Origin of the sequence: Halorubrum sp. Atlit-28R, assembly GCF_003665955.1 — an archaeon.
GTDB classification, from domain to species: domain Archaea; phylum Halobacteriota; class Halobacteria; order Halobacteriales; family Haloferacaceae; genus Halorubrum; species Halorubrum tropicale.
On sequence record NZ_QPLS01000006.1, the window covers coordinates 14,517 to 34,974 of the forward strand.

Genomic DNA, 20,458 nt, shown 5'->3' on the forward strand with positions numbered 1-20,458 from the left:
AGGGGTTCGGGCGGGCGATCAGGCGGCCGTCCCGTTCGCGGGCGGCTGGCCCGGTCCCGGCGGCTGCGTCGGACCCGTCGACCCGCCCTCGCCGGGCGGCCCGGGCGGCGTCCGGTCGTTCGTCACGAGGAAGTCGGCGAGGTTGCCGATCAGCGCGTCGTTGTCGGCGCGCTTGGCGTTCTCCGGCGACAGGAAGTCGGCGTCGCCGATCATGACGACCTCGTCGTTGCGGACGAGGAGCGGCGCCTCGGTCGCCGCGCGCGTCGTCGAGAGCTCGCTGCCCTCGATCGGGCGGAGCACCTCGGTGCCGCCGACGGCCGTGCCGACCGGCGTCGCCGACGGGAACACCGCGCGGTCGACGCCCTCTGTCAGGACCGAGTCGCCGGTCGCCTCGGCGTACACGCGCTGGTAGTTCAGGTCGTTCTCCGCCATGTTGTACACGTAGCCGGGCCGGGTCGTGACGTCGAGCGTCGCGTCGAGCGACGCGGCGCCGGGCTGGGAGTACGCCGCGTCGGGCTCGGTGGCGAGCACGACGTGGCCGCCGGACTCGACGAACGACTCGATCTCGTCGAGCTGCTCCGGCTCGTAGTCCGTCCGGAACGTCACGAACGCGTCGGCCTCGGCGAGCCGCTCGCCGAGCTGCGTCGGCCGGTCGGCGCCGGGCCGCGCGGGCGGTCGGCGCTGGTCCGGGTCGGGCACGTACACGCCCACCTCGTGGCCGTTCTCGATGAGCGCGTTCGCGAGCGGTCTGATGTCCCGGTCGTCGACGCCGCCGCCGCCGAGCCCGAGGAGGCTGATGGGGAGCGCCGGACCGGGTCCGCCAGCCTCGACGCCGGGGTCGACGAGGACGGTCTGAGACGCCGCCGAGGCGTCCATCTCGACGGTCGCCTGGCCGGGGTCGTCGTCGACGACGAGGTCGTCGTCGAGGAAGTGGTCGTTCTGTATCTCCGGGGCGGGCGCTGCGCCGTCGGCGGTCGCGAAGCCGACGGCCGCGGCGCCGCCGAGGACGGCCGCGAGGGTCACGACGAACGCGACCGCGAGGGTTGCGACGCGGTTCACGCGCCGACACCCCCGTCGAGCCGCGCCGTCTCGTTGCCGGTCGCCGTCCGCTCCGTCGACGCCGCGCCGGCGTCACGGAGGTCGGGCTCGGAGAAGCGCTCGATCGTGTCCACGTGCGGCACGGCGGGCGTGTAGACGTACGTCGAGGGCATCGGCTTCACCTCGGCGTACCCGGGGTCGTTCGCGTGGATCGCGACGAGCCCGGAGTCGGTGCGGACGAGGAAGGGGATCCCCGAGAGGCCGCCTGTCTCCCGCGTGTCGACCGTGTACTCGCCGAGATTCTCCTCGGTGGCCGCCGCGTGGATCGCCTCGTTGAGCGAGCCGATCTCGTCGGCGAAGCCGTTGTTGACGGCCTCGGTGCCGAGGTACGTGTCGGCCTTCGCGACCTCCTCGCGGGGCATCTGGAATTCTTCGCCCCGTTCCGCCATCATCGCGTTGATGAACGTGTCCGCGAGCGTCTCCTGTTCGGCCCACGCCTGGGTGGGGTTGCTACCGGCCTTGTCGGGGCCGCTCGGACCGAAGGGCGCCGAGCGGGCCGACGGCGCGGGAGCGTTCAGCCCGATGCTGCCGACCGTCGAGGTCGGCATCACGTAGATCTCGTCGGCGGGCGCCATCGCGTAGTAGCCGCCCGAGGCGCTGATCGACTGGACGCTCGCGATGACGGTCATGTCTCGGCTCGTCCGCTGGACCGCCTTGTACATCCGCTCGGAGGCGACGGGCGCGCCGCCGGGCGTGTCCAGCTTGAGGACGACCGCGCCCACGGAGTCGTTGGCGCGGATGTCCGCCAGTTCGCTCTCGACGTCGTCGGCGAGGGCCGTGTTGACGGGCCCCTCGATCTCGACGACGGCAACTGTGTCGTTCGGGTCGTTGGTCGCCGCGTACACGCTCGGAGCGAGCACGGCGCCGACCAGAGCCGCGGCCAACACGACGACAGCCACCTGCTGTCGCGACGTGAGGGCCGTGGAGGGCTTGTCTAATGACATCGCCGTGTAACGACTACGAGAATTGCGTGAAAAAAACAACGAATGAGCGCCGGGCTCGACCGCGGTGGGTCGCCGACGGAGCGGGGACGGCGGCGGCGGAGCGAGAAGCGTCGCGGCTCCCGGCGCCGCGGGATCCGGCTCAGATCCCGCCGCCCGCCATCGCGAACAGCGCGACGGCGATGACGGCGAACAGCCCGCCCACGCCCGCCTTGATCGTCCCGGTGTCGAGCGCCGTCGAGACGTAGGGGGCGATCTGGCCGCCGAGCGTCGTCGCCGGGACCGTCCAGACGACCATGTTCCACGGCGTCGTCGCCAAGTCCATCGTGTGCCCGCCGACGAGGCCGCCGCCGAACACGTGGACGACCGAGGCGAGGACGGCGGTCGTCGCGACGACGATGTGGTTCGTGCCGATGGCGACCCGGACCGGGACCTGCGTGCGGAGCATCGAGATGATCCCGAGCTCGCCGATCCCGAAGCCGGCGAGCCCCTGGAACACGCCGCCGACGCTGTAGTTGAGGAACCGTTCGAGGTAGCCGCCGCGGGAGTAGGTGTAGTCGTCGCCGTCGCGGTCGACGCGCGTGACGGTGCCGGAGTCGTCGGTGTCGACGCCGGCCGGGCCGAGCTTGTTGTCGTCGTCCGGGAGGTCGGGCGACGACCCGCCGTCGGTCGCGACCTCCTCGCCGTCGTCGCCGCCGGTCGGGTCCCCGTGACCCAGGTTGGCCTTGAACAGCAGGTACGACGCCGCCAGCAGCGCGATCCCCAACAGCGCGTGGAACAGCGGCTCGGGGATGACGAACGAGAGGAGCGCCCCGCCGACGACGAAGGGGACGCCGCCCAGCACGAGCGACAGCGAGAGCCGCCGGTCGACGAGCCCGTACTGGATGAACGCGAGCGACGAGCTCGACAGGCCGAACGACTCGCTGATGAGCCCGATCTTCACCAGCGTCGTCGGCTCCAGGGGGTACGCGACCAGCGGGAAGACGAAGATGAGGAACGGCACGAACAGCGCCGACCCGCTGATCCCGACGGTGTTGACGATGGTGGCGCCGGTGACGAACGCCAGGAACAGCCACCAGTACTCGGTCCAGTAGTCGACGCCGGCGTCGGCCGGCGTCGGCGCGAAGGCGTACACCCCCGCGACGAACAGGAGCGGGGCGAGGAACACGAAGACGTGTTGGTAGCGCAGAAAGGCGCGCTGGAGATCGCTCGACAGTGACGTGCTCATTGAGGCGTGGAACGCGAATTACGTGGGGTATTATAAATGCGTTTCCACACGTCACGATAGTGATGAACGATCGTCAACGTCGCGGAGGTCGCCACAGCGGCCGCGACGCCGGCGAAATACGGATCGCCGTCTGAACGTTTCCGCAGCCGTAAATGAATACTCGGTGACAGAAAGAAACGGTTAAACGGAGCCGTCGGTCAACCGCGGATCGAACGATGACGCGGGAGCTCGGTACCACTATATGTAGCGGGCACCATTTGAGCATGAAGCGGCGAACGGCGTACCAGAACGACACGACTCTTTTCTACCGCGCCCGCGTAGGTCGACTCCCATGGACGAGAAGACCGCCGAACTCCGCGACCTGTTCGTCGAGGCGACCGGCTCGGAGACGGTCACTGAACGCCAGGAGGCGGAGCGCGGGACCCTCGTCGACCGCGACGACGAGTCTGTCGGCGAGGCGGTCCGCAATCTCGTCGCCGCGATGCGCGAGCGGTACGGCTTCTCGACCCCGCTCGGCGACGCCGCCTACGCGCTCGTCGCCCGCGGCCGGTTCGCGGACGAGGGCGATGAGTCGATCGCCGCGGCCCTGCGCGACGAACTGGCGGACGGCGACTCCGAGGTCGATCCCGACAAAATCGACGCCGAAACCGTCCGAAAGGCCCGCTTCGATCTCCACCTCGTGCACGAGTCGGACCGCGAGGTCGACGCGGACAAGGGCGACGAGCCGCCGTTCGCGTACGCCGACCTGAAGCGACTCACCGCCGCCGGGAACTCGATCGTCGAGTGCGCCGAGGAGCTGGACGCACAGCCGGACACGGTCGCCCGGTACGCCGCTGTCGCGCGCACCGACATCGCCTCCACGCGGGCGAACGACCGGTTCCGCGACGCGTTCCGCGACCTGCTCACCGACGCCGACATCCAGGGGTCGCTCGCGAGCGACGCCCGCGAGGACGGCCTGCGCGAGGCGACCGAAGACATCGAGACGGACGTGTCGCTGTGAGCAGCCTTTAATAACTAGTCTGCCTGCGGCTCAATCGTAAGTAGCGGATGATGAATCAACAGAAAACACCTACAGAGACCCGAAACCGATCAGGTATTTTCTGGCGGTTAAACTGGGTTTAAACTCCTATACAGCAAATCATCTCGCGCCGCACCCCGCTGTGATTTACCTTACAACAGAAGACGGCGTGACACAAAGGATTCCGAACAGCGTGTTCGATCGACGGCTTGCTGCCGCATTCAGGATGAAAGCGAGGTGACGCAGTCGGTACAGGTCAGTCACCCACGACTTCACACGTGGGTTTGTCAGTGGACTCCCCTTCTGCCGTCGAACCGACGGAGGCGATAAATTCGCCGTTCAGGTTCAGTGTCCCTGACTTTAGCGCACACTGACAGGGTGCGCCTCCACTCGAAGACATTTGCCCCGAGCGGAGACGTTTGAGGAGTTTCCGAGCAATGTTCTTGCTCGCGTTGTAGTCGGCGTTCAGCTCGTACTCGCACTTCTGACACGCAAACTGGTGTTTTGAGCGCCGATTCCTCTCGTGGGTAAAACCGCACTTTGAACACCGCTGGCTCGTGTACGCCGGGCTCACCGGTTCAACCTCAATATTGAGCAGCTCGGCTTTGTACTCGACGTACTCGTACAAACGGCGGAACGCCCACACATGAAATCGCTTCGCACGGGCCAGCCGATCACGAATATCCGTCAGATCTTCGAATGCGATGTGCGTACACCCGTGGTCGCGAGCTTCGTCAAGAATCTGGTTCGAAGCACAGTGGAGTTCGTCCCGCATCCAGCGGTGTTCACGGTCGTCTATCGACTGGATCGACAGGTGCGCCGACCGCGTACCCGTCTGTTGCATCGATCCGCGGGTCTTCTCGAACTCGCGGCGGCGATGGTTCATCTCGTCGGCATTCCCGATGAACGAACCGGTTGAAGTCACAGCGAGCGAGCCATCTACGTTTAGATCGACGCCAAGGACTGTTCTGTGCTTGGTATCTGAAGCAGCCGTGGATCGCTCGAACTCGTCGCGTTCGGTGCGGCGCATTCGCGCATGGAGGTAGAACGATTCGGTCGGGCGATCATACTGGAGGGTAGACATCCGGAACTCGTAGTCCTCGTTCCGCAGGTACTTGTCAATCGGAGTTCCCACGGGATCGTCGGGAAGTACGTACTCACACTCGACGCGCCCGTTTACCGTGGAAAGGGAGACGTGGTCACGGGAGAACGTCGCGGACCGTTTGTCGTAAACGACGCTCCATGCGTCGAAGTGTGGTTGGCTAGTGGCTTCGCCTTTTTTGAGTCGAGCAACACCGCTTTTTGTGGCTTCGATAGCGCGTCGAATTCCCTTTTGAACGAGGTTCGCCGTCAGCGCTGTTTCCTCTCGAAGTCTCTCATAGAGCGCGGTTTCGGCTTGTTGCTTCGAAGTGACACAGTGTTCGTCTGGGTGTCTCCACGCCCACGCTGCGGTCGTGTTCGCACAATGGAGGAACTGCTCCTTCGTCTGATGGAGGTCATCACACCGCTCGTCGGGGACATCAAGTTTGATTTTGACGGTGCGGATTACATCCTCCATCTGTATTTCACATTTTCATCTTTTTGTTCATAATGTCTATGGCTGATGCCTAAGAGTAAGACCGTGATCGCTCATAGTATGTTACGAAGAATGTCGAACTTCCCACAACCGAAGCCGTGGGCTTCCGCTTGTTGCTCTGTGAACCGGAACCGCGCCTCGTCGGTGAGCTCCGTGTCGTGGACGCGCTCGCCGCCGCACTCGCGGCACTCGACCACAGACCGAATCTGGTCCCAGTCGTGGCGCGCGCCCGGCGCGCCGATCGCCCAGGCGACCACCTCCTCGTCAGCGTCTGCGGGTACGAACCCGGACTGGAACTCGCCCGGGGCGAAGCGGATCGCCTCGTCGGGCCCGACGGTCACGCGCTCGCGGTCGCGGCCGACCTCGAACGTCGCGGTGCCCGAGCGGACGTAGAATACCTCCTCCTGGTCGTCGTGCGTGTGGAGGCCGCCGGAGAAGGCGTCGCCGGGCGCGAGTTCGAAGTAGTTCATCGCGACGTGGTCGGTGCCGAGCGCGCGCGAGACCGGCTTTCGGATGTCGTGGACGCCCATGGGGTTCGTGACGACGTCGACGTCGTCGACCGCGACTCGCTCCATGCGGGCCGGTCGCAGGGGACGCCCCTAACGCTGTCGGCGGCCGCGCCGAGGATCCGTCGGCGTATCCCCGCCTCGCGGCGACGATCGCTCGGTCAAACCTGACGCGACCCGGCAGTTTATACGTGTGTGTATCGTCCGCATGGGCACGAATGACGCGAGACACTCGCGATCGTTCGGAGGATAGAGGAAGTCGCCTCGCGGCGGCTGGCCGCGAAATTCTCCGGCGATAACGACGACGGGGCACGACCGCCCCGCGGCGGCACCGACCCCGAGACCACCGCAGAGCCGACGGACTCCCTTTTGACCCGAACACCGCTCACAGACCTCGACGAGGTACAGCTGTTAGACACCACCCTGCGCGACGGCGAACAGATGCCGGGCGTCTCGCTGACGCCCGGCGAGAAGGTCCGCGTCGCCCGCGAGCTCGACGCCGCGGGCGTCCACTTGATCGAGGCCGGCTCGGCGTGTACCTCGGAAGGCGAGCGCGAGGCGATCCGGCGCGTCGCCGACGAGGGGCTGGACGCGACGGTGACGAGCTTCGCCCGCGGGGTGAAACGCGACGTGGACCACGCGCTCGACTGCGGCGTCGACGGCGTGAACCTCGTCGTCCCCGCCTCCGACAAGCACGTCGAGACGAAGGTGGGCTCGACCCGCGACGAGGTCGTCGAGACGACCGTCGAGCTCGTCGAGTACGCGAACGACCACGGGCTGTGGGTCGAGGTGCTCGGCGAGGACGGCTCGCGGGCCGACCTCGACTACCTCGAACGGCTGCTCGGCGCCGGCCTCGACGCCGGCGCCGACCGGATCTGCTACTGCGACACGGTCGGGGCGGCCGACCCCGAGCGCACCGCCCGGGTCGTCTCGCGGCTCGCCGACCTCGGCCCGACGAGCCTCCACACCCACGACGACCTCGGGTTCGGGCTGGCGAACGTCCACGCGGGGCTGAAGGCGGGCGCCGACACCGTCCACGGCACCGTCCTCGGCGTGGGCGAGCGCGCCGGCAACGTCGCCCTCGAAGAGGTCGCGATCGCGCTCGGCGAGTCGTACGGCGTCGACACCGTCGACCTCTCGCGGCTCTACCGGCTCTGCCGGACCGTCTCGGAGGCGACCGGCGTCGCGCTCCCGCCGAACAAGGCCGTCTGCGGCGCCAACGCCTTCGCCCACGAGTCCGGGATCCACACCGACGGGACGCTGAAGGACGGGACGATGTACGAGCCGTACCCGCCGGAGACGGTCGGGCGCGAGCGCCGGCTCGTCCTCGGCAAGCACGCGGGCCGCGCCGGCGTGAAGGCCGCGCTCGCCGAGCACGACGTGGCGGTCGACGACGACGAGCTGCGCGAGGTCGTCGCCCGCGTCAAGGAGCTGGGCGAGCGCGGGAAGCGCGTCACCGACGCCGACCTGCTCGCCATCGCCGACGACGTGCGGGGCCGCGAGCGCGAGCGCCACGTCGAGCTCGTCGACCTCTCGGCGACCTCCGGCGGCAACCTCCCGACCGCCTCGGTGCGGCTCCGCGTCGGCGACGAGGAACGCGTCGCCTCCGGCACCGGCGCCGGACCCGTCGATGCCGGGCTGGAGGCGGTCCGCGCGGCGCTTTCGGGCGACGGGAGCGGCGAGGACGGCGCTGACGGCGGCGTCGCGTTCGACCTCGACTCCTATCACGTCGACGCGATCACGGGCGGCACGGACGCGGTCGTCACCGTCGAGGTCGACCTCTCGCGGGGCGACCGCTCGGTGAGCGTCTCGGCGTCGGACGCGGACATCACCCGGGCGAGCGTCGTCGGGATGGTCGACGGGCTCGACCGCCTGCTCGCGGCCGAGGCCGACGCCGCGGACGCCGAGCCGGGCGCCGTCGCCGACGACTGACGCCGGCGTCTGACGAGGTTTTTACCGATGGCGTCCGATCCCGGGATGTGAGCGTCGTCGTCGCGATCAAGCCGTCCGCGCGCAAGCGGAACGCGAAGGTGGGTCGGCTCGTCTTCGAGGACGGGCCGCGTCACGCCTTCGAGAGCCGCGCGGCCGCCGAGCGGTGGGCGGACGACCTCTCGGCCGGCGACGGCCACGTCTGGGTCGCGAGCGCGCACCCCCGCGACGACGGCGACGCGGACTGCTACCTCGTCTCCCGGGCCACGAACGCGAAGCTGGAGGCGGCGTACGACAAGCGGCGTCGGCGGCTCAGGGGCGACCCGGGCTCCGAGCAGGAGTCGCTCGGCGGCGAGCCCTGATCCGCGGTCCCCGCCCGCGGGCGGGTCGGCGCTACCCCCTTCGCTCGCCGCTACTCGTCTCCGCCCGGGCTGCCGACGACGTCGTCCTCGAACCCGGCGACCGCCTCCATCACCGCCTCGTGGTCGGCGTCGTCGACGTCGAAGGCCCGCAGCGCCTCGTCGAGGTGCGTCGCGACGACCTCGAACTCCGCGTCGGTTATCGCCAGCTCCTCGTGGGCGGTCGCCATCTCCTCGCCCTCGTACTGTATCGGCCCGCCGGTGACGGCGCTCAGGAACTTGGTCTGGTGCGAGCGCTGGTCGGCCATGTCCACGTCGTCGAAGTAGTGGTTCACCCGGTCGTCGTCGAGCACCCGGTCGTAGAACTCGTTGACGACCGCGCCGATGGCCGGTTCGCCGCCGAGGCGTTCGTACAGCGTCTCGTTCGACATACGTCGGTGACGGACGCCGGCCGTATCACTGTTCCCCTGCGGAGGCGGGCGCTCATCCCGCGGCGCGGCGCCTCACGGCGAATCGTCCGCGCGCGACCCGTCGCCGGCGGCCGCGTCGGGGTCGGCGCCCGGTCCGGACCCGCGGGCGTCCATCATGTCCGCGGCCCGGCCCGCCCAGCCCGTGTGGCGGAAGCCGGCGGCGACGACGAGCGCCATCCAGGCGTAGGCCGCGGACACCCCGACGTACGCGCCGGTCGGGCCGAGGCCGACGGTGCGGCCGAGCACCCACGAGAGGCCCAAGAACAGTCCGAACATGGCCGAGACGCGCGCGACGAGGGGGATCCGCGTCTCGCTGGCGCCCTGGAGCGAGCCGGAGAGCGCGGAGAAGCAGGCGAGGGCGGCGCCGGCGACGCCGTACACCCGCGCGAAGTCGACGGCGGACGCGACCGTCGCCGCGTCGTCGGTGAATATCGGCACGATCCGCGGCGCGGCGACGACGAGCCCGAGCCCGATCGACCCGACCGTGAGCACGCCGAGCCCCGCGACGGCCCACCCGTTGAACCGCGCGGCCTCCGGGTCGCCCTCGCCGAGCGCCTGGCCGACGAGCACCGACGCCGCGACGTTGTAGCCGCGCGAGAGCGGGCCGGTCACCTGCTGGTAGACGCGGCGGCCGATCTGGAAGCCGGCGTTGACCGTCTCGCCGAAGCCTAAGAGGAGCGCGTTGAACGGGAACTCCGCGATCTCGGAGCCGAACCCCTCCAGGACGCGGGGCGCGCTCACGACGAGGAGCTGTTTCGCGATCGTGAGGTCGCGCGGCCACGCGAACTCCGCGTCGGTCCACGAGCCCCAGATGGCGAAACAGAGCAGCCCGGCCGTGAGCACGTTGGCGCCCGCGGTCGCGAGGCCGACGCCGAGGACCTCCAGCCGCGGGAGCCCGAACAGTCCGAGCCCGAGGACGACCGATCCCGCGATGTTGACGGAGTTGGCCGCGATGTTGACGTACATCGGCGTGCGGGTGTCGCCGGTCCCCTGGAGCGCGCGGGCGCCGACGAGGGCGACGTGGCGCGCCGGCGCGGTGGCGAACACGATCGCGAGGTACGTCGAGCCGAGGTCGACGACCGCGGGCGAGGTGCGCTCGCCGACGAGCCGGCCGAACACCCCGATCGCGAACTCGCCGAAGAGGAAGCCGAAGAGGACGAACGGGACCCCGGCGAGCGCGCCGAGCAGGATCGCCTGCGTCACCGCCTCGTCGCGGTTCTCCGCCGCGCCCGCGCCGGTGTCCTGCGAGGAGAGCGCGATGGCGCCGCCGCCGAGGCCGAGCCCGATCCGCAGCGGGAACCGAGCGTAGAGGTCGGCGAGGCCGATGGCGACGACGGCGGCCGGCGAGAACAGCGCGGTGACGAGGATGTCCGTCGTCCGCATCGCGGTGCGGAACGTCTGCTCGGCCATGACGGGCCACGCGAGCGAGAACACGCGCCTCCAGACGCGCCGCAGCCGCGGGAAGTCCATCTGTCGTCCGGGACGGTCGCCCGCGGTTTTTACGTGTCGGAGCCGGTCGAGTCGGCCGGTGCGTGCGGGAGCCGTACCGCGAACCGCGCGCCGCCGAGCGGCGACTCGCCGGGGGTGAGGGACCCGCCGTACGCCCCCGCGAGCGTGGCGGCCAGCCGCAGGCCGCTGACGCCGCCGTTCGGGTCCGCCGCCGACGGCTCGTCGGCGAAGAACGACCCGTCACGGATCTCCGGCGGGAGCCCCGAGCCGTCGTCCTCGACGACGAGCGCGACCTCGCCGGCGTCGCCGTCGACCCGGACCGAGACGCGGACGGTGACCGCCGAGCCGGCGTGTTCGATCGCGTTCTCGACGAGGTTGTGAACGATCGAGCGCACGCCGTCGTTGGCCGCGACGGGCGCCGCCTCCGGGAGGTCGGCCTCGACCGTCACCGACTCGTCGTCCGCCACGCTCGCCAGCACGCCCCGCGTCGTCTCCGCGAGGTCGACGCGGCTGGAGTCCGCGTCGCCGAGGATCGCGTCCGCGACCGCGCTCGTCGCCTCGATGCGGTCGAGGCCCTCGGCGGCCTTCGAGGCCACGGTCGCGGCGTGGTCGGCTCCCTCCCCGTCGCCGTCGAGCAGGTCGGCGTAGCCGCGGATCGTCGAGAGGTCGTTGCGGAGGTCGTGCCGCAGGAGATGGTTGACGAAGGAGACGGCGCGGACCGCGTCGCGGGCGCGCCGGGCCTCCGGGGCCTGGCGGACGGCGTAGTAGCCCGCGACCGCGCCGCCGAGCCCCCCGACGCCGGCGGCGACGAGCATCGGGAAGGCCGGCTCGACGAGCGGCCGCCCCTCGAAGGCGCGGACGGCGAGCGTCGCGGCGAAGGCGGCGACGGCGAGGACGGTCCCGGTGGCGGTCCACCGCGCGACGCGCCACTCCTCCGCCGGCGAGAGATCTCTGCGGGCGATCCGGCGGCTCGCGACGAGGACCGTCACCGCGATCCCGCCGTCGAGCGCGAACGCCAGCAGCGGCCCCGCGGAGGTCCCGATAGCGCCGATCTCGGTGACGTGGTGGACCGCGGCGGCGGCGAGGAGACCGGCCCCGATCAGGGACACCGCGTGGTGGCCGCGCAGCGTCGACATTACCTATCGAACCGAGGAAACGAGTAAAACGGTTGTGGATCGCCGAGCGGCGGAGCGCCGTGCGAGGAATCGACGCCGCGGCGGGAGACTCGTCCGAACGTTGAAACCCGCGAGCGACCCACGGGCCTCATGGACGTCTTCGTGTACGGGACGCTGACCGAACCGGAGCGGGTCGCCGAGGTCGTCGACTCGTTCGTCTTCGTCGGACCGGCGACCCTCGACGGCCTCCGGCTCGTGGAGGGGCGGTACCCGACGCTCGCGCCGGGCGGCGAGACCGCCGGGCGGCTCCTCCGGACGGAGGCGGTCGACGCGCTCGACGCGTACGAGGACGTGGACGGCGGCCTGTACGTCCGCGAGGCCGTGCCGCTCGACGCCCCGGACGACTACCCGGACACCGCCGCGGTGTACGTCGGCGACCCCGACCGCCTCGACGCGGACGCGACGTGGCCGGGGTCCGGCCCGTTCGCCGGACGAGTCCGATCGGTGCTCGACGACCGCGACGTGCGGGTGCGGCTGACCCCCCGAGATCCCGTCTGACGGGCGGATGACGGCGCCGCAGTCGTGCGGTTTCACTTTCGCTCTGGTAGCCTCACCTTTTTGTATTCTCGTCGCCTCGTTTCACTCGCACGTCACACGCGTGCATTCCCCCCTTTACCACCGCGAGCGACCGCGCCGTCGACCCGCACCCGCGGGCCGGATCGGCGGCGTCGGCCCGCGCGGCGACCGCGACGCGGCGGTCGCGCGCCGCGTGCCCCGTCGCGTCCGACCGGAACCGATTAGCGGTCGGCGCGGCGACGGGGTGGCATGCTCAGTCTCGCCGACATCCGGGAGGCGCGCGAGCGCGTCTCGGACGTCGCCCGGCACACGCCCCTCGAACGGTCGCGGTCCTTCTCGGAGATGAGCGGCGCCGACCTCCACCTCAAGCTGGAGAACTTCCAGCGGACCGGCGCGTTCAAGATCCGCGGCGCGATGAACCGGATCCGGACCCTCTCGGCGGCGGAGCGGGAGGCCGGCGTCGTCACCGCGAGCGCCGGCAACCACGCGCAGGGCGTGGCGCTGGCGGCCAGCCGCGCGGGCGTCGACGCCACCGTCGTGATGCCGAAGTTCGCGCCCGTCTCGAAGGTGAAGGCGACCCGCGGATACGGCGCGAGCGTCCGCTTGGAGGGCGTCGACTACGACGAGGCGCAGGCGTACGCCCATCAGTTGGAGCGCGATGAGGGGCGCACCTACGTCCACGCGTTCGACGACCCCGTCGTGATGGCCGGCCAGGGGACGCTCGGCCTGGAGATCGTCGACGACTGCCCCGACCTGGACACCGTCGTCGTCCCGATCGGGGGCGGCGGCCTGATCTCCGGGGTCGCGGTCGCGATCAAAGAGCAGGTCCCCGACGTGCGGGTCGTCGGCGTCCAGGCGGAGGGCGCCGCCTCGGCCGCGAAGTCGCTCGAAGCGGGCGAGGTCGCGGAGATCGACAGCGTCGACACGATCGCCGACGGGATCGCGACGCGGTCGATCGGCGAGGAGACCCTGGCGGTCATGGAGGAGTACGTCGACGAGGTCGTCACCGTCGACGACCGCGAGATCGCCTTGGCCCTCACGCTGCTCTTGGAGCGTGCGAAGACGCTCGTCGAGGGCGCGGGCGCGGTCGCGCTCGCCGCCGTCCTCTCGGACGCCTTCGAGTACGACGACGGGGAGACGGTCGTCGCCGCGCTCTGCGGCGGCAACATCGACCTCAACCGCCTCGGGACCGTGGTCCGGCGCGGCCTCGTCCAGATGGGCCGGTACCTCAAGATCACGATCGACCTGAAGGACCGGCCCGGCGAGCTGGAGCGGGTCTCCAGCATCGTCGCGCGCACCGGCGCGAACGTGTACGCGGTCCACCACGACCGCACCTCCCGCGACGTGGCCGTCAACGCCGCCGAGCTCGAACTGGAATTAGAGACGGACGACGCGGAACACGCCGCCGACATCGTCGACGCGCTCGAAGCCGAGGGGTACGACGTGGAGATTCTGTCCTGAACGAGCGGCGACTTTTCATAAGCGGAACGGCGGTGGCGCGTGCCGGTGAGCGGCCGACAGGCCGCGAACCGCACGCGCGAGGGACGCGGTGAGTGAGGGGCGACCGCAGGGAGCCCCGAACGAGCCGCGAGGCTGGGGAGGCGTGAGGTGCTGTGCGGTCGCTGTCGGGTGGGACTCAAAGGGGCAGCCGTGAGGACGAAGCCCGGCGCAGTAAGCACCGCAGCGAAGGAGCAAAGCGACTGAGCGAGGAGCACAGCAAGCCGCGCGAGTCCTCACGGCTGGGGCTTTGAAGCCGTTCGCCGTCGATCTACGGTCAGCGATGTATAAGCGAGCGGCTGGGGCTTTGAAATCGTTCGCCGCCGATTCACAGCCGGTTATTTATAAATGAACGGTCGACCCGCGGTCTATCAGTCGTCGGACCCCGAAAGCGAGACCCAACGGTGATACATAAGGAACCGCGGAACTACGCGATTATCAGTCGTCCGCGGCCGCGGCGTCGACCTCGCCCTCGTACAGCTCGCCGGCGCGCTCGCGGTCCGAGAGGTACTCGTCGGCGTCGAGCGCGGCCTTCACGCCCATGCCGCTCGCGGTGGCCGCCTGCTGGTAGTGGAAGTCGACCACGTCGCCGGCGCCGAACAGCCCCTCGACGCCGGTCCGGGTCTGCCCGCCGCCGCGGCCGCCCTCGGTGATCAGGTAGCCGTCGTCGTCGGTCTCGATGCCGGTCCCCTCCAGGAAGTCCGTGTTCGGCGTGTGACCGATGGCGTAGAAGACGGCGCCCACGTCGAAGTCGTACTCGTCGACCTCGTCGGCGGTCGCGGGGTCGTCGAGCTTCTCCTTCGGGTGGCCGTCGGGATGCTCGACGAGCGTCACGTGATCGATGCCGTCCTCGGGGGTGCCGTGGATCTCGGTGAGCTCGGTGTTGAGGAGGAGCTCGATGTCGCCCTCCTCGACGGCGTCCATCGTACGCTCGATCCACACGTCCTCGGCGCGGAACTCCTCGCGCCGGTGGGCGACGTACACCGTGTCCGCGAACTTCGTCAGGAAGTTCGCCTCCTCCATCGCGGCGTCGCCGCCGCCGACGACGAGCATGTCCTCGCCGCGGAAGAACGCGCCGTCGCAGGTCGCGCACGTCGAGAGCCCGTATCCCATCAGCTCCTCCTCACCGGGGACGCCGAGCGTCCGGGCGCTGGCGCCCGACGCGGCGATGACGGCGTCGGCGGTGTAGGCGTCGCCGTCGGTGAGCGCGACGCGGAAGTGCCCCGCGGGCTCCTTCGAGACGTCCTCGATGACGCCGTTGCGGGCCTCCGCGCCGAACTTCTCGGCCTGTTCTTTCATGTCGTTGATCAGGCCGGGCCCGGAGACGCCCTCGGGGAACCCGGGGTAGTTCTCCACGTCGGTCGTCAGCGTGAGCTGGCCGCCCGGCTCGTCGCCCTCGATGAGCAGCGGGTCGTTGTTCGACCGGGCGGCGTAGATCGCCGCCGAGAGCCCCGAGATACCGGTGCCGGCGATGATGAGTCGACGGTGTTCGACGATGTCGTCGGTCATGTAATCCGGTTCGCCGGCGCGCCGTATGTACGTTGCGACCGTTGCGCGATTCCCGCACGACCGCGCCACCGCACCGCGACGACCGCGCCACCGCACCGCGACGACCGCGCCACCGCACCGCGACGACCGCGCCACCGCACCGCGACGACCGCGCCACCGTACCGCGACTCACACCTACCGCACCGCGACGAACACGCTCCGGTCGTCGTCGGGGCCGTAGCCGTCGACGGTATCGACCTCGTCGAACCCGGCCGCGGCGAGCGCGTCGGCGATCCGCTCGTCGGCGAACGGCGTCATCCGACGGGCGTCGACGAAGGGGTCGCCGTCGGGCGTGAACGTCACCGCGCGCCAGTCGAGGCGGCCGTCGCCGGTCGCGACGTGGTGCGCGACGCGGACGTACTCGACCGCCCCGTCCGCGTCGCGGCCCACGTCGAGCCCGGGGCGGTTCCCTTCGGGCGGCAGCGGGGAGTTGTCGAAGACGAGGACGCCGCCCGGCCGCAGGCGGTCGCGGAGCGCGGCCAGCGCGGGGTCGAGGTCCGCGGGCGCGAGGTGGTTCACGACGCCGCGGATCGCGACGGCCACGTCGAACGGGCCGGCGCCGCCGAGGTCCGGGTCGGGAATTCCCGTCCGGCGGAACTCGGCGGTGCCGTCGCCGTCGAGGTCGGCGCACTTCTCGCGCGCGACGCCGAGCATCCCCTCGTGGACGTCTATCGCGGTCACGTCGAGCCCGCCGGCGGCGAGCCGGCGCGTGTGCTCGCCGGTGCCGCAGCCGACCTCCAGCAGGCGGTGGGGGTCGACACCGCGGTCGGCGAGCGTGCCGCGGACGAAGGCGACGTCGCGGTCGTAGTCCCACTCGGACTGGATCGCGTCGTACAGCCGCGGGCGCTCGTCGTAGAGACCGTCGGGCATGGCGGGCGCGTCGCGGGCCGGCGTCGAATGCGTTACGGCGCCGTGCGACGCCGTCCCATTCGTCGGTCCCGTGCGGTCAATCGGTCGGGAACTCGGGCGGGAGCCCGGTGGGCTGCGTCGGCGCGTCGTCGAGCGCCTCGAAGAACCGGCCGGCGACGAACGCCTCGACGACGTCCGCCAGCGACTCCGACTCCGAGACCTCGCTCAGGATGCCGAGGGGGACCTGCGCGCCGGCCATCGCCGCGTGGCCCCCGGCGGAGCCGACGGGGTCGAGCGCGTCGCGCAGCAGCTCGCCCGCGTCGAGGTCAGCGCCGCGGGCGCGGGCGGAGCCGTAGATGACACCCTCCGTGTATCCGTAGACGAACGTCACCGTCACGCCCTCCAGGTCGAGGAGCCGCTCGGCGGCCTGCGCGAGCGCGTCGCGGTCGGCGATCTCGCCGACGCAGGAGGCCGCCACCGACCCCCGCACGTCGCGGTTCTCGATGGCGGCCGCGAGGACGCGCAGCGTCTCCGGGCTCACGCTCGGGCTCTCGACGCGTTCGAGCGTCGACTCGTCGGCGTGCGCGAGCAGCGCGGCCGCCGCCTCGAAGTCGTCGGTGGCGGTCGCGCGCGTGAAGTCCTTCGTGTCGATCCGGATGCCGTAGAGGAGCGCCGTGGCGAGGTCCCGCTCCGGCGCGATCCCGTACCGCGAGAGGTACTCCGAGATGAGCGTGCTCGTCGCGCCGACCCCGGGACGGATGTCGACGAACGACCCCGCGACCGGCCCCCGCGGCGGGTGGTGGTCGACGACGACGTCGACCGGGTGGCCCTCGGGGAGGCTGTCGTTGATCCCCGAGCGGGAGTGGTCGACCAAGGCGACGCCCCCGTACGCGTCGAGGTCGATCTCGTCGAACGACCGGAGCCGGATGTCGAGGAGGTTCACCATCGCGCGGTTCTCCTGGTGAGCGATCTCGCCGCCGTAACAGGCGTCGGCCTCGACGCCGATCGACGCCGCGATCCGCGCCAGTCCCAGCGCGCTCGCGATGGCGTCGGGGTCGGGGTTGTCGTGGGCGACGACGAGCAGCGGCCCCGAGAGCCCCCGGAGCGCCGCGAGCAGCCGGGCCGGCTTCTCGGCGCCGTCGGCGGCGGCGAACTCCGCGTTCGGGTCGGGGGCGTCGTCGAGGCCGACCGCCGCGAAGACGCGGTCGGCGACCGCCTCGACCGGGTCGACAACGCGGTCGGCGACCGCCTCGACCGCCGCGCGCTGCTCGTCCGTCGGCGCCGCCCCGAGGTGCGCGACGATCAGCGCCTCCGGGTACCGCTCCCGGGCGGCGCGCGCGGCGGCGACGTTTCGCTCGGCGTCGTCGCTCGCGATCAGCACGACGCCGGCGCTGTCGGGGTAGGTCCCGGGGTCGGTCGGGTCGGCCTCGACGGTGGCGACGTTGCGGTCGCGCAGCGTCGACACCCAGCCGGTGTCGTCGGTGATCGCCACCATGTCGTCGCGCCCCCCGCGCCCGTCGCGGGCGTGTTCGACGAGCGCGTTCCCGACCGCGCTACAGCCGAGCAGCAGGCGCCGGGTCATAGGGACGCGACGGGACCGCGAGGCAAAACGCTGCCGTCGGCGCGGCGGGAGCGACCGTCGGCGTCGCGCCCGACCGCGCGCCGGTCCCGGGTCACTCCCCGTCCTCCGCGGGGTCGCCCCCGCCGCGGAGCGCCCCGTTCACCGCGGCGGCGACGTCGACCGCGGCGCGGTTCTCGGCCACGTCGTGGACCCGGACGATGTCGGCGCCGCGGTCGGCGGCGAGCGCGGTGCCGGCGACCGTCGCGTGCTCGCGGTCGTCGGCGTCGCGCCCGACCGCGCCGTACAGCGACTTGTGCGAGTGGCCGACGAGGACGGGGCAGCCGAGCGCCGCGAACTCCCCGCAGCGGGCGAGCAGTTCGAAGTCCTCCGCCGGCGACTTCCCGAAGCCGAGTCCGGGGTCGACGATAACGCGGTCGCGGTCGATGCCGGCCGTGTCCGCCAGCGCCAGCCGCTCGCGTAAGGCGTCGACGACCTCGCCGACCACGTCGTCGTACTCGGGGTCGGCGTCCGGGTCGACCGGCGCGTCGAGGCTGTGCATCACGATCACCGGGCAGTCGGCGTCGGCGACGACCGAGCGCATCTCGGGGTCCTCCAGCCCGGTCACGTCGTTGATGACGTCCGCGCCCGCGTCGAGCGCCGCCTCGGCGACCGCGGGCTTGCGCGTGTCGACCGAGACCAGCACCTCGCCGGACCCGACCGCGGGCACCGACTGGATCGCCTCGATCGTCGGCACGACGCGCTCTATCTCCTCCTCGACGGGGACCGGCTCCGCGCCCGGGCGGGTCGACTCTCCGCCGACGTCGACGACGTCGACCCCGGCGTCGACCATCCGCTCGACGCCCGCGACCGCGTCGTCGAGGTCCGCGTGGCGCCCGCCGTCGTGGAACGAGTCCGGCGTGACGTTGAGCACGCCCATCACCGCGGTGCGGTCGGTCCACGGGTAGTCGGGGGCGTCGGGGGCGGCCGCGTCGCCCTCGCCCTCCGTTCCGCCGGGTCCGCATGCGTCGATCCCGGCCGCCGCCGCGAGGTCGGCCGCCACGCCGCCGAGCCCGCCCCCGTCGGCCGCGTCGAGGCGGTCGACGAGCGCGCGCAGCTCCGCGACCGTGCCCGCGACGGTGACGGGGACCTGCTCGCCGGCGGCCCCGCGGTCCTCGTCCGCCCCGAGCCCCCCGAGCGCGGCGTCGCCGCCGACCGCTCGGGCCTCGCTGGCGACGCGCTCGGCCCGGTCGCCGCGCAGCCGGAGCGTGAGGACGCGGTGGTCGACGCCGTCCCGGTGGGCCGCGACGCCCTCGGGCGGGACGCCGGCCGCGTCGAGGGCGTGCGCCGCGTCGTCGGGCCCCCGGACCGTCCGCGAGCGGACGGTCCGGACGGTCGCCGCCCGGGCCTCGGCGACCGCGAACAGCGAGCCGACGAGCAGCACGCAGTCGTCGGCGGCGGCGCGGTCGGTCGCGGTCGCGAGCGCGTCCGCCACGTCGTCGCCGGCCGTCACCTCGTCGACGCCCGCCGACCGGAGCGCGGCCGCGAGCACGGCGGGGTCCTCGGCGCGGTCGATGGCGGGGCGGCAGGTGACCGCCGTCGCCGCGTCCGGGAGCCCGGCCGCCGTCTCGGCGTGGTCCTTGTCGTGCATCGCGGCGTACACGAGGTGGAGGTCGTCGTAGTCGTACTCGTCGAGCGTCGCGGCGAGCGTCCGGGCGGCGGCGGGGTTGTGCGCGCCGTCGAGGACGGTCAGCGGCGCCGTGTCGACCACCTCGAACCGCCCCGGCCACGTCGCCCGCGCGAGCCCGTCGCGCACGGCGCGGTCGGGGAGGTCGGTCCCCAGCGCCGCCGCGGTCCGGTCCGCGAGCGCGACGGCGACCGCCGCGTTCGCGGCCTGATGACGCCCGACGAGCGGGATCCGGTAGGTCCCCTCTCGCTCGCCGGCGAGCGAGACCGCGGCGTCTGTGGCGCTGACGCGGCCCTCGTAGGTCGCGGCGAGCGCGGGCGAGTCGTCGGTCTCGTCCCCGGGGTCACCCTCGTCGGCCGAGCCCGCGTCGTCGGCGTCGCCGTCGCCGGTCACCCGCGTCACCGGCGCGCCGGCCTCGCCGGCGACCTCGCGGACCACGTCCAGGGCCTCGCCCTCGCAGGCGGTGACGAACGGCGCGTCGGGGCGGGCGATCCGGGCCTTCGTGCGGGCGATCTCCCCGATCGTGTCGCCGAGCACGTCGGTGTGTTCGAGGGAGACGTTCGTGACGGCGGTCGCGACGGGGTCGACCGCGCTCGTCGCGTCGTACTCGCCGCCGAGGCCGACCTCCAAGACCGCCACGTCGACCTCGCGGCGCGCGAACTCCCGCACCGCCATCGCCGTCACGACCTCGAAGAAGGTGAGCGGCTCGCCGGCGGCCGCGCGGTCGACCAGCCACGGGCGCACCTCCGCGACGAAGTCGGCGATCGCCGACTCGGTCATCCGCCGGCCGTCGATCCGGACGCGCTCGGCGAGCGCCGAGAGGTGCGGCGAGGTGTAGAGGCCCACCGACAGCCCCGCCTCGCGGAGGACCGACTCCGTCAACCGCGCCGCGCTGCCCTTCCCGTTCGAGCCGGCGATCTGGACGAACGGGACCTCCTCGTGCGGGTCCCCGAGGTGCGCGAGCAGCGCCTCCACCCGCTCCGTCCCGGGCTTGACCGAGAAGCGGCGGAGGTCGAAGAGGAACGCCGCCGCCTCGTGGTAGTACATACGCCGT

At 71.5% G+C, this 20,458-nt stretch carries 17 protein-coding genes; 5 read left to right on the top strand and 12 right to left on the bottom strand.

What is annotated here, in order from left to right; all coding sequences use genetic code 11:
- Positions 1-18 precede the first annotated feature (18 nt).
- The 3 genes from DVK06_RS10750 to DVK06_RS10760 all read right to left on the bottom strand — a co-directional run bounded on the left by DVK06_RS10750 (position 19) and on the right by DVK06_RS10760 (position 3,267).
- On the bottom strand, positions 19-1,059 hold the full coding sequence (locus tag DVK06_RS10750) for a DUF4350 domain-containing protein (RefSeq protein WP_121600270.1): 1,041 nt from the start codon (positions 1,057-1,059) through the stop codon (positions 19-21).
- Positions 1,056-2,042 carry a S49 family peptidase gene (locus DVK06_RS10755; protein WP_121600271.1) on the bottom strand — a complete coding sequence of 329 codons (987 nt, stop codon included), beginning with the start codon at positions 2,040-2,042 and terminating at the stop codon, positions 1,056-1,058. Before DVK06_RS10755 ends, DVK06_RS10750 begins: the two co-directional genes overlap by 4 nt.
- A 139-nt stretch (positions 2,043-2,181) precedes the next feature.
- The gene (locus tag DVK06_RS10760; protein ID WP_121600272.1) at positions 2,182-3,267 is read right to left on the bottom strand and encodes a sulfite exporter TauE/SafE family protein; all 1,086 of its coding nucleotides are present in this window, start codon (positions 3,265-3,267) and stop codon (positions 2,182-2,184) included.
- A 331-nt stretch (positions 3,268-3,598) separates the two neighbouring features.
- Between DVK06_RS10760 and DVK06_RS10765 the strand changes: the two genes are divergently transcribed.
- Positions 3,599-4,267, top strand: coding sequence for a hypothetical protein (locus tag DVK06_RS10765; RefSeq protein ID WP_121600273.1), 669 nt, complete (start codon positions 3,599-3,601; stop codon positions 4,265-4,267).
- Between the two features lie 274 nt (positions 4,268-4,541).
- On the opposite strand, the gene DVK06_RS10770 is transcribed toward DVK06_RS10765, so the two are convergent.
- Both DVK06_RS10770 and DVK06_RS10775 read right to left on the bottom strand, forming a co-directional pair.
- Complete coding sequence (locus DVK06_RS10770) at positions 4,542-5,843, bottom strand: RNA-guided endonuclease TnpB family protein (protein ID WP_121600274.1); 1,302 nt, start codon at positions 5,841-5,843, stop codon at positions 4,542-4,544.
- A 71-nt stretch (positions 5,844-5,914) separates the two neighbouring features.
- Positions 5,915-6,436 (bottom strand): cupin domain-containing protein, encoded by a 522-nt coding sequence (locus DVK06_RS10775; protein ID WP_233561665.1) that lies wholly within the window; start codon positions 6,434-6,436, stop codon positions 5,915-5,917.
- Between the two features lie 300 nt (positions 6,437-6,736).
- Between DVK06_RS10775 and DVK06_RS10780 the strand changes: the two genes are divergently transcribed.
- Both DVK06_RS10780 and DVK06_RS10785 read left to right on the top strand, forming a co-directional pair.
- Complete coding sequence (locus DVK06_RS10780; RefSeq protein ID WP_121600275.1) at positions 6,737-8,299, top strand: alpha-isopropylmalate synthase regulatory domain-containing protein; 1,563 nt, start codon at positions 6,737-6,739, stop codon at positions 8,297-8,299.
- A 47-nt stretch (positions 8,300-8,346) separates the two neighbouring features.
- Positions 8,347-8,658 (top strand): hypothetical protein, encoded by a 312-nt coding sequence (locus DVK06_RS10785; RefSeq protein ID WP_053772484.1) that lies wholly within the window; start codon positions 8,347-8,349, stop codon positions 8,656-8,658.
- Positions 8,659-8,708: 50 nt separating this feature from the next.
- Here DVK06_RS10785 and DVK06_RS10790 read toward each other — a convergent pair whose 3' ends face one another.
- The 3 genes from DVK06_RS10790 to DVK06_RS10800 all read right to left on the bottom strand — a co-directional run bounded on the left by DVK06_RS10790 (position 8,709) and on the right by DVK06_RS10800 (position 11,710).
- The gene (locus tag DVK06_RS10790) at positions 8,709-9,086 is read right to left on the bottom strand and encodes a group 1 truncated hemoglobin (RefSeq protein WP_121600276.1); all 378 of its coding nucleotides are present in this window, start codon (positions 9,084-9,086) and stop codon (positions 8,709-8,711) included.
- 72 nt (positions 9,087-9,158) lie between these two features.
- Positions 9,159-10,595 (bottom strand): MATE family efflux transporter, encoded by a 1,437-nt coding sequence (locus tag DVK06_RS10795; RefSeq protein WP_121600277.1) that lies wholly within the window; start codon positions 10,593-10,595, stop codon positions 9,159-9,161.
- Between the two features lie 29 nt (positions 10,596-10,624).
- On the bottom strand, positions 10,625-11,710 hold the full coding sequence (locus DVK06_RS10800) for an ATP-binding protein (protein WP_121600278.1): 1,086 nt from the start codon (positions 11,708-11,710) through the stop codon (positions 10,625-10,627).
- Between the two features lie 129 nt (positions 11,711-11,839).
- On the opposite strand from DVK06_RS10800, the gene DVK06_RS10805 reads away from it, so the two are divergent.
- Together DVK06_RS10805 and ilvA are read left to right on the top strand one after the other, a co-directional pair.
- On the top strand, positions 11,840-12,247 hold the full coding sequence (locus DVK06_RS10805) for a gamma-glutamylcyclotransferase (protein WP_121600279.1): 408 nt from the start codon (positions 11,840-11,842) through the stop codon (positions 12,245-12,247).
- Between the two features lie 267 nt (positions 12,248-12,514).
- Positions 12,515-13,726 (top strand): threonine ammonia-lyase, encoded by a 1,212-nt coding sequence (ilvA, locus tag DVK06_RS10810; RefSeq protein WP_121600280.1) that lies wholly within the window; start codon positions 12,515-12,517, stop codon positions 13,724-13,726.
- A gap of 474 nt (positions 13,727-14,200) precedes the next feature.
- Here the strand turns inward: ilvA and DVK06_RS10815 are convergent, their stop codons facing one another.
- The 4 genes from DVK06_RS10815 to folP all read right to left on the bottom strand — a co-directional run bounded on the left by DVK06_RS10815 (position 14,201) and on the right by folP (position 20,451).
- Positions 14,201-15,271: an NAD(P)/FAD-dependent oxidoreductase gene (locus DVK06_RS10815; protein WP_053772478.1), complete on the bottom strand. Its 1,071-nt coding sequence runs from the start codon at positions 15,269-15,271 to the stop codon at positions 14,201-14,203.
- Positions 15,272-15,445: 174 nt separating this feature from the next.
- Positions 15,446-16,180, bottom strand: coding sequence for a bifunctional 2-polyprenyl-6-hydroxyphenol methylase/3-demethylubiquinol 3-O-methyltransferase UbiG (locus DVK06_RS10820; protein ID WP_121600281.1), 735 nt, complete (start codon positions 16,178-16,180; stop codon positions 15,446-15,448).
- Positions 16,181-16,256: 76 nt separating this feature from the next.
- Positions 16,257-17,741 (bottom strand): bifunctional oligoribonuclease/PAP phosphatase NrnA, encoded by a 1,485-nt coding sequence (locus tag DVK06_RS10825; protein ID WP_121600282.1) that lies wholly within the window; start codon positions 17,739-17,741, stop codon positions 16,257-16,259.
- 91 nt (positions 17,742-17,832) lie between these two features.
- Positions 17,833-20,451 (bottom strand): dihydropteroate synthase, encoded by a 2,619-nt coding sequence (folP, locus tag DVK06_RS10830; RefSeq protein WP_121600283.1) that lies wholly within the window; start codon positions 20,449-20,451, stop codon positions 17,833-17,835.
- Positions 20,452-20,458 lie beyond the last annotated feature (7 nt).